This is a genomic window from Streptomyces sp. SID14478 (genome assembly GCF_010548525.1).
Taxonomy (GTDB): Bacteria; Actinomycetota; Actinomycetes; order Streptomycetales; family Streptomycetaceae; genus Streptomyces.
On record NZ_JAAGMG010000055.1, the window covers coordinates 1 to 12498 of the forward strand.

At 71.0% G+C, this 12498-nt stretch carries 13 protein-coding genes; 7 read left to right on the forward strand and 6 right to left on the reverse strand.

Features of this window, described 5'->3' with window-relative positions:
- The 3 genes from G3I40_RS01920 to G3I40_RS01930 all read right to left on the reverse strand — a co-directional run.
- Positions 1–586, reverse strand: a 586-nt coding sequence (locus G3I40_RS01920; protein ID WP_164300390.1) for an NADH-quinone oxidoreductase subunit C, incomplete at its 3' end; no start/stop codon positions are given.
- Positions 583–1191, reverse strand: coding sequence for an NADH-quinone oxidoreductase subunit B (locus G3I40_RS01925; RefSeq protein ID WP_164300401.1), 609 nt, complete (start codon positions 1189–1191; stop codon positions 583–585). The genes G3I40_RS01925 and G3I40_RS01920, both read right to left, overlap by 4 nt.
- 5 nt (positions 1192–1196) lie before the next feature.
- Positions 1197–1580: an NADH-quinone oxidoreductase subunit A gene (locus G3I40_RS01930; protein ID WP_164300391.1), complete on the reverse strand. Its 384-nt coding sequence runs from the start codon at positions 1578–1580 to the stop codon at positions 1197–1199.
- Between the two features lie 205 nt (positions 1581–1785).
- Between G3I40_RS01930 and G3I40_RS01935 the strand changes: the two genes are divergently transcribed.
- From G3I40_RS01935 to G3I40_RS01955, 5 genes are all read left to right on the forward strand, one after another.
- Positions 1786–2973 carry a sensor histidine kinase gene (locus G3I40_RS01935; protein ID WP_164300392.1) on the forward strand — a complete coding sequence of 396 codons (1188 nt, stop codon included), beginning with the start codon at positions 1786–1788 and terminating at the stop codon, positions 2971–2973.
- Positions 2974–3078: 105 nt separating this feature from the next.
- Entirely contained in the window at positions 3079–4458 is a 1380-nt protein-coding gene (locus G3I40_RS01940) for a sensor histidine kinase (RefSeq protein WP_164300393.1), read from the forward strand.
- A 170-nt stretch (positions 4459–4628) separates the two neighbouring features.
- A complete protein-coding gene (locus G3I40_RS01945) occupies positions 4629–5300 on the forward strand; it encodes a response regulator transcription factor (protein WP_164300394.1) in 672 nt (223 codons plus the stop codon).
- Positions 5301–5528: 228 nt separating this feature from the next.
- A complete protein-coding gene (locus G3I40_RS01950) occupies positions 5529–7475 on the forward strand; it encodes a 2-oxoacid:acceptor oxidoreductase subunit alpha (RefSeq protein WP_164300395.1) in 1947 nt (648 codons plus the stop codon).
- Positions 7468–8565, forward strand: coding sequence for a 2-oxoacid:ferredoxin oxidoreductase subunit beta (locus G3I40_RS01955; RefSeq protein ID WP_164300396.1), 1098 nt, complete (start codon positions 7468–7470; stop codon positions 8563–8565). Before G3I40_RS01950 ends, G3I40_RS01955 begins: the two co-directional genes overlap by 8 nt.
- Positions 8566–8637: 72 nt before the next feature.
- Here the strand turns inward: G3I40_RS01955 and G3I40_RS01960 are convergent, their stop codons facing one another.
- From G3I40_RS01960 to G3I40_RS01970, 3 genes are all read right to left on the reverse strand, one after another.
- Positions 8638–8874, reverse strand: coding sequence for a hypothetical protein (locus tag G3I40_RS01960; protein WP_164300397.1), 237 nt, complete (start codon positions 8872–8874; stop codon positions 8638–8640).
- Positions 8875–9306: 432 nt separating this feature from the next.
- The gene (locus G3I40_RS01965) at positions 9307–9846 is read right to left on the reverse strand and encodes a DUF6082 family protein (protein WP_164300398.1); all 540 of its coding nucleotides are present in this window, start codon (positions 9844–9846) and stop codon (positions 9307–9309) included.
- Between the two features lie 220 nt (positions 9847–10066).
- On the reverse strand, positions 10067–10462 hold the full coding sequence (locus G3I40_RS01970; RefSeq protein ID WP_239091463.1) for a helix-turn-helix domain-containing protein: 396 nt from the start codon (positions 10460–10462) through the stop codon (positions 10067–10069).
- A 110-nt stretch (positions 10463–10572) separates the two neighbouring features.
- Between G3I40_RS01970 and G3I40_RS01975 the strand changes: the two genes are divergently transcribed.
- Both G3I40_RS01975 and rarD read left to right on the forward strand, forming a co-directional pair.
- The gene (locus G3I40_RS01975; protein ID WP_164300399.1) at positions 10573–11430 is read left to right on the forward strand and encodes an SDR family oxidoreductase; all 858 of its coding nucleotides are present in this window, start codon (positions 10573–10575) and stop codon (positions 11428–11430) included.
- Between the two features lie 191 nt (positions 11431–11621).
- Positions 11622–12498: EamA family transporter RarD (gene rarD / locus G3I40_RS01980; RefSeq protein ID WP_203643226.1), on the forward strand; the 877-nt coding region annotated here is incomplete at its 3' end.

The window sequence follows — 12498 nt, forward strand, 5'->3', positions numbered from 1 at the left end:
GACGGGCCGGCGCCGGCGGCAACTGGCCCTTCAGCGGGCCCCATTCGTTCGGATCGGGCACGCCGGGCGGCAGCATCTGCCGCCGCTTGGGCCCGCCGTGCCCGGACTCCCCCGGCTCCTTCGCGCCGGGCCACGCCTTCGCGACGCGCGCCGCGAGCACGAAGTCCTTGCGCAGCGGATGCCCTTCGAAGCCGTCGGGGAGCAGCAGCGGGTCCAGCCCGGGGTGGCCCTCGAAGTCCACGCCGAACATCTCGTGCGTCTCGCGCTCGTGCCAGGCCGCGCCCGCGTACACGTCGACCGCCGACGGCAGGGCCGGCGCCGCGTGCGGCACGGTCGTGCGCAGCAGCAGACGTCGTACGGAGCCGGGGGCGACGGCCGCGACGTGCGCGCACACGCGGAACCCGGCCCCGGGTTCGTCGACGGCGCTCAGCCAGTCGAAATACGTGCAGCCCAGCGTCGTACGGGCCGTCTGCAGAGCGGCGATCCACGAGGCGGGCGGGACGTCGACCGTCAGCAGGTCGTACGCCTCCTCGACCGTCGCCTCCGCGCCGAACAACTCCTCGACCGGACTCGGCAGCCAGCTCATCGGCCGCCCTCCGCGCCAGGGACCGGGGGCTGCACCAGGGGGCTGCTCAGCGCCGCCGCGGAGGCGTGGCCGCCGGTGGCGTACCGCTCGCCGAGCGACTCGCGGGCGATCTTCTCCTGGAGCTTGAGGATGCCCTGGAGCAGCGCCTCGGGACGCGGCGGGCACCCGGGCACGTACACGTCCACGGGGATGATCTGGTCGACGCCCTTGGTCACCGAGTACGAGTCCCAGTACGGGCCGCCGCAGTTGGAGCAGGCGCCGAACGAGATGACGTACTTGGGTTCGGGCATCTGCTCGTACAGCCGCTTCACGGCGGGCGCCATCTTGTCCGTGACCGTGCCGGAGACGACCATCAGGTCGGCCTGGCGCGGGCCCGGGGCGAACGGGATGACGCCGAGCCGGATGAAGTCGTGGCGCGCCATGGACGCGGCGATGAACTCGATGGCGCAGCAGGCGAGTCCGAAGTTGAAGACCCACAGGCTGTAGCGGCGGCCCCAGTTGAGGACCACCTTCATCGGCTCGGGTGCCAGGCGCGAGAGCACGCCGAGCCTCTTCGGTTCGGGCAGGTACACGGGCTCCGAGGGGGTCACATCACTCACGTCCACGTCACTCACGCCCACGTAAGGACGCCCTTCTTGTATGCGTACAGCAGGCCCACGGCGAGGAAGCCGAGGAAGAGGAACATCTCGACGAGGGTCGCCGCGCCGTATCCCGGTGCGGCGAAGACCGTGGCCCAGGGGAAGAGGAAGATCGAGTCGACCGCGAAGATCACGTAGAGGAACGCGTACACGTAGTAGCGGACCTGGGTGTGCGCCCAGCCCTCGCCGACGGGGTCGACGCCGCACTCGTAGGTGAGGAGTTTCTCCGGGGTGGGGACCACCGGGCGCAGCAGGCGTCCCGCGCCGAAGGCCACGGCGACGAAGAGCACGCCGACGACGGCCAGCAGCCCGACCACCGAGTACGACCGGAAGTAGTCCGCCGCGATGACGGTCACGTCTCAGCGCCCCTCGCGTGTTCGTTGATGATTCGTGTTCGACGATCTGTACGCACGGGAGTCTAGGGCCTGTTAAAGAGACGGTAAGCCTCCCGGTCCCGGCCGGAGTGCTCGCTCTGTCGCGGGCGGGGTGGGGTTAACCCCCGTTCGTCCCGGGCAGTCCGCCTCATGGCGCCGCGCGGCGCGCGCAAGGCACCCTTTCGCTATGACCGAGCAACTCGATGCCTCCGGCGACCGCCCGGTGCTGCCGCCGCCGCGTTTCGCGTACGACAGACACACCTGGAAGGAGATCGCGTACCTCCTGACCAGCTTCCCGCTCGCCGTGTTCGGATTCGTGTACGCGATCACGATGCTGGCGCTGGGTGCCGGACTGACCGTCACCGTGATCGGGCTGCCGCTGATCGCGGCCGGGCTGACCGGTGCGCGACTGCTCGGCCGGGCCGAGCGGGGGCGCGCCAGGAAGCTGCTCGGGGTGCGCATCGACGAGCCGAGCCCGATGCCCCGCAGGAAGGGGGACGGCTTCTTCGGCTGGTTGTGGAACGGGCTGAAGGACCCGGTGGGCTGGCGCGCGGTGCTGTACGAGGTGATCCGGCTGCCGTGGGGCGTGCTGACGTTCTCGCTGACGCTGGTGAGCCTGTTCGTGCTGTGGCCGGTGCTGCCGTTCCTGGCCCGCGGGCTGACCAACGCGGACCGTGCGATGGTGCGCGCCCTGCTGTCCCCGTCCGACGAGTTGGAGCGGCGGATCGCCGAGCTGGAGTCGGACCGGGGCGTCGTCGTCGACACCGCGGCCGCGGACCTGCGCCGCATCGAGCGCGACCTGCACGACGGCGCGCAGGCCCGCCTGGTCAACCTCGCCATGGGCCTCGGCCTCGCCAAGGAGAAGCTCCTGGAGGACCCCGAGGGCGCGGCCGGCATGGTCGACGAGGCGCACGGCGAGGTGAAGCTGGCGCTGCAGGAACTGCGGGATCTGGCCCGCGGTATCCACCCGGCGGTGCTCACCGACCGCGGCCTGGACGCGGCGCTGTCCTCCGTGGCCTCGCGCTGCACGGTCCCGGTGAAGGTGACGGCCGATCTGCCGGAGCGGCCCGCCGAGGCGATCGAGGGCATCGCCTACTTCACGGTCTCCGAGCTGCTGCAGAACGTCAGCAAGCACAGCCGCGCCACCCGCGCCTCGGTCGAGGTGTGGCGGTCGGGAGAGCGGCTGCTGATCCAGGTGCAGGACGACGGGCAGGGCGGCGCGAGCGTCGACAAGGGCACCGGCATGGCCGGGCTCGCGGAGCGCCTCGGCGCGGTCGACGGCCTGTTCGTCGTGGACTCACCGGACGGCGGCGGGACGCTCGTCACGGCCGAACTGCCGTGGCGCGACCGGACCGCGCACACCTCTCAGGGGTAGGGAAAACCCCCGGTCGAAGACGCCGACCCGCCGCATGGCCGGTCGCGGCGCCCCCGGGGACCCTGGAATCAGAGCAGCGGACCCGAGCAGAAACGGACGACGCCCATGGCCACGCAGGAGTTCGGTCACCGCGGTGACTACGCGTACGCGTACGACGAGTACACCGGGTACGACGACGGGACCGGTCCCCGGCGGCGCGGCCTCGGCCGGTTGCCGGCCGGGCTGCGGGCGCCGATCGAGGGGCGGACCTGGCGGGAGCTGGCCTATCAGCTGCTGAGCTTCCCGATCGCGACCGCCGCCTTCGTCTGGTCGGTGACGATGATGTCGCTCGGCGTGGGCCTGCTCGTCACGTTCATCGGGGTGCCGGTGCTCGCGGCGGCGCTGGCGGGGGCGCGCGGCATCGGCGCGCTGGAGCGGGTGCGGGCGCGCGGGCTGCTCGGCCTGGAGGTGGGGACACCGGAGCCGGTACGACCGCGCAAGGGCGGGCCGCTGGCGTGGATGGGCGCGACTCTCAAGAGCGGTGTCTCGTGGCGGCACCTGCTCTACACGGTGCTGCACTTCCCGTGGGCGACGTTCGCGTTCTCCGTGGCCCTCTCCTTGTGGGCGACGGGCTGGGCCCTGCTGACGTACCCGCTGTGGCAGTGGGTCTTCCCGATGTACGCGGGCCAGGCCGGCCTGCAGCTGTACGGCGACGACCACCACTCCGTCTACCTGAACAACCCCTTCGAGATCGCCCTGACCGCGGGCGTCGGCCTGCTCGTCACCCTGGCGACGCCGTGGGTCGTGCGGGCGCTGACGACGGTGGACCGGGTCATGGTCGCCGGGCTGCTCGGCCCGTCGCGGCTCGCCTCGCGCGTGGTGGAGCTGGAGTCGGACCGGGGCGTCGTCGTCGACACCGCGGCCGCGGACCTGCGCCGCATCGAGCGCGACCTGCACGACGGCGCGCAGGCCCGCCTGGTCAACCTCGCCATGGACCTGGGCCTGGCCAAGGAGAAGCTGGCCGAGGACCCCGAGGAGGCGGCCCGGATGGTCGGCGAGGCGCACGGCGAGGTGAAGACGGCCCTGCAGGAACTGCGCGACCTGGCCCGCGGCATCCACCCGGCGGTGCTCACCGACCGCGGCCTCGACGCCGCCCTGTCCTCCGTGGCCTCGCGCTGCACGGTGCCCGTGTCGGTGGAGGTCGACCTGAGCGAGCGCCCGGCGCCCGCGATCGAGGGCATCGCCTACTTCACGGTCTCCGAGCTGCTGCAGAACGTCAGCAAGCACAGCCGCGCCACCCGCGCGACGGTCGACGTGTGGCGCACGCGGGACCGCCTGATGCTCCAGGTCCACGACAACGGCGTCGGCGGCGCGGACGCCGGCACGGGCTCGGGCCTCGCGGGCCTGGCCGAGCGGCTCGACGCGGTCGACGGCATCCTGCTGGTCGACTCCCCGCCGGCCGGGCCGACCCGGGTGACGGCCGAGCTGCCCTGGCGCCGGGCCTGAGGACGGACCGCGAGGGGACCGGCTCGGCGGCGCGTTCCGGCCGCTGACCCGGAGGGATCCACCACGATTCCCGCCGCGTGGGCGCACCCCGGTCCGGATCCTGGAATGCTGGACCCGTCAGAACTGGCCCCCGTGCACAGGTGCACGGGGGCGCTGGGGGGCCAAGCAACATGGAGGACAGGGTGCGGGTCGTCATCGCCGAGGATTCAGTGCTGCTCAGGGAGGGACTGACCCGGCTGCTGACCGACCGCGGGCACGAGGTCGTCGCCGGTGTCGGCGACGGGGACGCGCTGGTCAAGACCATCACCGAGCTGGGGGCGCAGGACCAGCTGCCGGACGTGGTCGTCGCGGACGTACGGATGCCGCCGACCCACACGGACGAGGGCGTGCGCGCCGCGGTGCAGCTGCGCGGCCGGTTCCCCGGGCTCGGGGTCCTGGTCCTTTCGCAGTACGTGGAGGAGCAGTACGCCACCGAGCTGCTCGCCGGATCGAGCCACGGCGTGGGCTATCTGCTCAAGGACCGGGTGGCCGAGGTGCGGGAGTTCGTGGACGCGGTGGTCCGCGTCGCCGAGGGCGGCACGGCGCTCGACCCGGAGGTGGTCGCGCAGTTGCTCGGGCGCAGCCGCAAGCAGGACGTGCTGGCCAATCTCACCCCGCGCGAGCGCGAGGTCCTCGGCCTGATGGCGGAGGGGCGGACAAACTCCGCGATCGCCCGGCAGCTCGTGGTGAGCGACGGCGCGGTCGAGAAGCACGTGAGCAACATCTTCCTGAAGCTGGGCCTGTCCCAGAGTGACGGGGATCACCGCCGGGTTCTGGCTGTCCTCACCTATCTGAAATCTTGATCAACTGACACTCTGTCAGATAGGGCGCCCTGGACCCAGGTCAAAAGGATGAGTGCAGGCGCCCTCCAGATCGCTCAAGCAGGGCTCCGGGGGGCTGGTAGATCATGGCAAAGCGGGACGACATGCCGTCTCATTTCGTGGTCCATCATGCAATCGCTCAGAGGAAGGCACCCCTTGCGGACGTAGGGTGGGCCTGGGGAACAGCCGCCTCGAAGGAGGTCCAGTTCAGTGACCAGCCAGGTCAGTAGCCCAGCCGAGCAGGCAGACGGGGCCGACAGCGCAGTGGTCGGGGAGCAGCGCACGTCCGCGGGTGATTCCGGCAAGGACGTACGGCGCCTGGATCGGGTGATCATCCGGTTCGCGGGCGACTCCGGTGACGGCATGCAACTCACCGGTGACAGGTTCACCTCGGAGACCGCGTCGTTCGGCAACGATCTGTCGACGCTGCCGAACTTCCCGGCCGAGATCCGCGCGCCTGCCGGCACGCTGCCGGGCGTCTCGTCCTTCCAGCTGCACTTCGCCGACCACGACATCCTCACTCCCGGCGACGCGCCGAACGTGCTGGTGGCGATGAACCCGGCCGCACTGAAGGCGAACATCGGCGATGTGCCGCGCGGTGCCGAAGTCATCGTCAACACGGACGAGTTCACCAAGCGGGCGATGGCCAAGGTGGGGTACGCGGCCAGTCCCCTGGAGGACGGCTCGCTGGACGGCTTCCACGTGCACCCGGTGCCGCTGACGACGCTCACGGTGGAGGCGCTCAAGGAATTCGACCTCTCCCGCAAGGAGGCCGAACGCTCCAAGAACATGTTCGCGCTGGGCCTGCTGTCGTGGATGTACCACCGGCCCACCGAGGGCACGGAGAAGTTCCTGAAGCAGAAGTTCGCCAAGAAGCCCGAGATCATGAAGGCGAACCTGGCGGCGTTCCACGCGGGCTGGAACTTCGGCGAGACCACCGAGGACTTCGCGGTCTCCTACGAGGTCGCGCCGGCCTCCACCGCGTTCCCGACCGGCACCTACCGCAACATCTCCGGGAACCTGGCCCTGGCCTACGGCCTGATCGCCGCATCCCGGCAGGCAGACCTGCCCCTCTACCTGGGCTCGTACCCGATCACCCCGGCCTCGGACATCCTGCACGAGCTGTCCAAGCACAAGAACTTCGGCGTGCGCACCTTCCAGGCCGAGGACGAGATCGCCGGGATCGGCGCCGCGCTGGGCGCCGCGTTCGGCGGGTCGCTCGCGGTCACCACCACCTCCGGCCCGGGTGTGGCACTGAAGTCGGAGACCATCGGCCTCGCCGTCTCCCTCGAACTGCCGCTGCTGGTCATCGACATCCAGCGCGGCGGCCCCTCCACCGGCCTGCCCACCAAGACCGAGCAGGCCGACCTGCTGCAGGCCATGTACGGCCGCAACGGCGAGGCACCGGTGCCGATCGTCGCGCCGATGACCCCGGCGGACTGCTTCGACGCCGCACTGGAAGCCGCCCGGATCGCGGTCACCTACCGCACCCCGGTCCTGCTGCTCTCCGACGGCTACCTCGCCAACGGCTCCGAGCCGTGGCGCGTCCCCGAGGTCGACGCACTGCCCGACCTGCGCACCCAGTTCGCCCAGGGCCCCAACCACACCCTGGACGACGGCACCGAGGTGTTCTGGCCCTACAAGCGCGACCCGCAGACCCTCGCCCGGCCCTGGGCGATCCCCGGCACCCCCGGCCTCGAACACCGCATCGGCGGCATCGAGAAGCAGGACGGCACCGGCAACATCTCCTACGACCCGGCCAACCACGACTTCATGGTCCGCACCCGCCAGGCCAAGGTCGACGGCATCCAGGTACCGGACATCGAGGTCGACGACCCGGCCGGCACCGCCCGCACCCTCGTCCTGGGCTGGGGCTCCACCTACGGCCCCATCACCGCCGCCGTGCGCCGCCTGCGCGGCGCCGGTGAAGCGATCGCACAGGCCCACCTGCGCCACCTCAACCCCTTCCCGCGGAATCTGGGCGACGTCCTCAAGCGTTACGACAAGGTGGTGATCCCCGAGATGAACCTCGGCCAGCTCGCCACCCTGATCCGGGCCAAGTACCTGGTGGACGCCCACAGTTACAACCAGGTCAACGGAATGCCGTTCAAGGCTGAGCAGCTCGCCACGGCTCTCAAGGAGGCCATCGATGGCTGACACGCAGACCACGGAGTCCCCGGAAAGCCCCGGGGGCGCCGGGCAGACGCTTCTGTCGCTCGTCCCCAAGGCCGAGGCCAAGCAGTCCATGAAGGACTTCAAGTCCGATCAGGAAGTGCGCTGGTGCCCCGGCTGCGGCGACTACGCGGTCCTCGCCGCCGTACAGGGCTTCATGCCCGAACTCGGCCTGGCGAAGGAGAACATCGTCTTCGTCTCCGGCATCGGCTGCTCCTCCCGCTTCCCGTACTACATGAACACCTACGGGATGCACTCCATCCACGGCCGCGCCCCCGCCATCGCCACCGGACTCGCCTCCTCACGACGCGACCTGAGCGTATGGGTGGTCACCGGGGACGGCGACGCGCTGTCCATCGGCGGCAACCACCTCATCCACGCCCTGCGCCGCAACGTCAACCTGAAGATCCTCCTCTTCAACAACCGCATCTACGGCCTCACCAAGGGCCAGTACTCCCCCACCTCAGAGGTCGGCAAGATCACCAAGTCGACGCCCATGGGCTCCCTGGACGCCCCGTTCAACCCGGTCTCCCTCGCCATCGGCGCCGAGGCCTCCTTCGTCGCCCGCACCGTCGACTCCGACCGCAAACACCTCACCTCGGTGCTGCGCGCCGCAGCCGACCACCCCGGCACCGCGCTGGTGGAGATCTACCAGAACTGCAACATCTTCAACGACGGCGCCTTCGAAGTCCTCAAGGACAAGCAGCAGGCCGAAGAAGCCGTCATCCGCCTCGAACACGGGCAGCCCATCACCTTCGGCGCGGAACAGTCCAAGGGCGTCGTACGCGACCCGGCCACCGGCGACCTCAAGGTCGTGGCCGTCACCGACGAGAACCGGTCGCAGATCCTGGTCCACGACGCGCACTCCGCGTCCCCGACCACGGCCTTCGCCCTGTCCCGCCTCGCCGACCCCGACACCCTGCACCACACCCCCATCGGCATCCTGCGCGACGTCGAACGACCCGTCTACGACACGCTGATGGCCGACCAGCTCGACACCGCCGTCGAACGCGACGGCAAGGGCGACCTCGGCGCACTGCTGGCCGGCGGCGACACCTGGACCGTGGTGGGCTGACCCGCCCCTCCCGTACGTACGCGCAAGGGCCGGACCTCGTCGAGAGGTCCGGCCCTTGCGCGCGGTACGGCGTCAGGCGTCCGGGATGTCGCGCTTGGCCCGGATCAGGGTCTCCCTGGTGATCACGACGATGCGCTCGTAGTCGGCGCGGGCGGCGTCCGGCGGCAGTTCGCCGTCCAGCGCGGCCGTCGACTCAGTGCCGATGACGGCGAAGTTGCCGTCCGCGAGCTCGAAGATGTCCGGGCAGGTCTCATTGGTGAGGCTGCCGCGCATCCGTGGTGAATCGCCGATGCGGCGCACGATCCTCACCGGGCGCCCCCGCCCGCTGCGACGGGCCGCCGACGCGACGGGGCGTCGGCACAGCGAAGGGGCGGGCGGCTGGATCTGGTACGCCAGGACATCGGATTGCCTCCTGCGAGGCGGCGCGACCTCACCACAGGCCGCCCGTCCCGTGGAGCGTCGATCTGTACGGACCTGGAGATCGGCGTGTGCCGCCACAGATTCTTCGGACGGTTGGCCTTGGGCCGCCCGGAACGGGCAGCAGCGCACACCTTATGGGCGCGGCAACTCGTCGAAGAAGAGGCCGTGCGCGGCCGGCGGCCCCGGCGGCGGGCGCGGCGCGCCGACCGGACGGCCGGGCCCGTTCAACGCACCGCGCTGAACTGGGACTTGAGGAAGAGCGACCCGCCTGGCGGGGGTCCGTCGAACTCCGTGGCGGCGCATCGCCCCGGGTGTGTCGGTTCACCCGGAGGGAGACTGCCCGTCACTCGACGCCTCCTGGACGGAGCCCACCACCCACCACTCGTCCGGGTCGTCGGCCAGTTCCTCGAAGACGGAGTCGACCACCTCGCCCGCCCGCCGCTCCAACGAGTCCGCGGGCAGGCTGCGCCGGTGCTCGGCGGTGCGGGTCCAGTACTCGGCGAAGACGTCGTTGAGGCACAACACCCGCAAGTGCCCGAGGAGTTCGTCCCAGTCGATCTCGTCGATGCGGTGGAAGAGCAGGAGGGTCGCGTACTCCTTGTTCGCGAAGATCAGCTGTCGGCGACGGTGCTGGGAGACCCCTTCCAGCGTGCTGCGGGCGTCCGCCAGCGCCGGGTCGTCGATGGAGCGGTCCATCAGATCCATGCTGAGGCGGTGCGCCTGGATCAGGTTGGCGCGACGGACCTCGCACAGGAGTTCCTCGACGACTCTGGTCAGTTCGCCCGCCACCCGCCGCCGATGAGCGAACCCGGCCCGCAGCCGGGAACCGACCTTCCCCAGATCCGGCTTCAGTATGGCCATGTCAAAACAACCCCCGGGTCGGCTGAGCGGGCGAAACGTTCCCCCTCCAGAGTGCCGGGCAGGCCCTGGCGGCGCGGGAGGCGGACGGGGGGCGCACGGGTGGATGGCGGGTTTGGTGTAGACCGGCGCCCTATCGGGTGTGTGCCCCTTATGTGCCGTGGGCATGCCGGGCCGAACGGCACTGCGCACCCCGACCCCGGTACCGAACGGCCCAGTTACGTCAGGTGGACGACGCCGCCGCCCGGACCCCGTCGTACCTCTCCCGCGCCGCGGCCACCTCGGCCAGGCGCCGCTCGGTCCACTCGGCGAGCGACCGCACCTGGGCGGCGCCCTCCCGGCCGAGAGCGGTGAGCGAGTAGTCGACGCGGGGCGGGATCACGGGCTGGGCGTCGCGGTGCACGAAGCCGTCCCGCTCCAGGGTCTGCAGGGTCTGCGCCAGCATCTTCTCGCTGACGCCACCGACCTCCCGGCGCAGTTCGCTGAACCGGAAGGACCGCTCCTCCAGCGCCATCAGCACGAGCACCCCCCACCTGCTGGTGACGTGCTCGAGGACGATCCGCTGGGGACACATGCCCGCGTCGCCCGCGGTCCACTGCCGCGCCTTGCTTACTGCCATGCCAGTACCTTACTTCAAAGTGGGTACTTACGAATCCACAGCGCTACCCCTACGGTGGGAACAACGGGGGTCAACGGGGACAGAAAAAACCACTGAGGGAGTTTTCAGACATGAGCCTCGTCGTCACCGGTGCCACCGGCCAGCTCGGCCGCCTCGTCGTCGAAGAACTGCTCGCCGCGGGCGTCCCCGCCGGGCAGATCGCCGCCGTCGTGCGCGACAAGGACAAGGCGGCCGGCCTCGCCGACCGCGGCGTCGCACTGCGCGTCGCCGACTACAGCGCGCCCGAGACCCTGCGGGACGCATTCCGCTCCGGCGACAAGGTGCTGCTGATCTCCGGCAGCGAGGTCGGCCGGCGCGTACCGCAGCACCAGGCCGTGATCGACGCCGCCAAGGACGCGGGCGTGGCGCTGCTCGCGTACACCGGCATCCTCGGCGGCCCGGACGCCGATCTGGCGCTCGCCGACGAGCACAAGGCGACCGAGCGGGCGATCCTCGACTCCGGCCTGCCGTACACGTTCCTGCGCAACGGCTGGTACCACGAGAACTACACCGCGAACCTGGCCCCGGTCCTGGAGCACGGCGCCGTCCTGGCGAACGCGGGCGAGGGCAGGATCGCCTCCGCCTCGCGCGCCGACTACGCCGCGGCGGCCGCCGCCGTGCTGACCGGCGAAGGCCACGAGGGCAAGGCCTACGAGCTGAGCGGCGACGTCGCCTGGTCGCTGGACGAGTACGCAGCCGAGCTCACGCGGCAGACCGGCAAGGAGATCGTCCACCGCTCCGTGACGCCCGAGGAGAACCGGGAGGTGCTGCTCGGCGCCGGGCTCCCCGCCCCCTTCGCCGACCTCCTCGTCGGCGTCGACACCGCCATCGGCCAGGGCCTGCTCGCCCGGCGGACCGGGGACCTCGCGCGCCTCATCGGCCGCCCCACGACGCCGCTCGCGGACGCCGTCGCCGCGGCGCTGAAGTAGCCGGACCCGCGGTCAGGACCGTATGGCGATACGGGCATGACGCGGACCGCCCCGCGGCGCTACCTTGCTGGAGGCCGCCGCGGGGCTGCCGGGTGTCATGAGGAGGGTCCGTGCAGGACGGGGCGGCAGCAGGTTCGGAGCGCAGGAGCGAGGGGCGGACGGGGCTCCTCAACGGTTTCGCGGCGTACGGGATGTGGGGCCTCGTGCCCCTGTTCTGGCCGCTGCTCAAGCCCGCGGGATCGGTGGAGATCCTGGCCCACCGGATGGTGTGGTCGCTGGTCTTCGTCGGCATCGCGATGGTCTTCTTCGTACGCAAGTGGGACTGGGCGCGGGAGCTGCTGCGCCAGCCGAAGCGGCTAGGGCTCGTGGCCCTCGCCGCGACCGTCATCACGGTCAACTGGGGCGTCTACATCTGGTCGGTGAACGCCGGACACGTGGTGGAGGCCTCGCTCGGCTACTTCATCAACCCGCTCGTCTCCATCGCGCTCGGCGTGCTGCTGCTCAAGGAGCGGCTGCGCCCCGCGCAGTGGACGGCCGTCGGGGTCGGGCTGCTCGCGGTGCTCGTGCTCGCGATCGGGTACGGGCAGCCGCCGTGGATCTCGCTGATCCTCGCGTTCTCGTTCGGCACGTACGGGCTCGTGAAGAAGAAGGTGAACCTCGGCGGACTGGAGTCGCTGGCCGCGGAGACCGCCGTGCAGTTCCTGCCCGCGCTCGGCTATCTGGTGTGGCTGAGCACGCAGGGCGAGCTGGTCTTCGGCCATGAGGGCGGCGGGAACGCGGTGCTCCTGGCCTCCACCGGCCTCGTCACGGCCATCCCGCTGGTGTGCTTCGGAGCGGCCGCGATCCGGGTGCCGCTGACCACGCTGGGGCTGCTGCAGTACCTCGCGCCCGTCTTCCAGTTCCTGCTCGGGATCGTGTACTTCCACGAGGCCATGCCGCCGGAGCGGTGGGCCGGGTTCGGGCTGGTGTGGCTGGCGCTGGTGCTGCTGACCTGGGACGCGTTGCGCTCCGCGCGGGCCGGGCGGATCGCGCTGGCCCGGGCGGAGGTCGCCGCCGCGGCGGCCGACG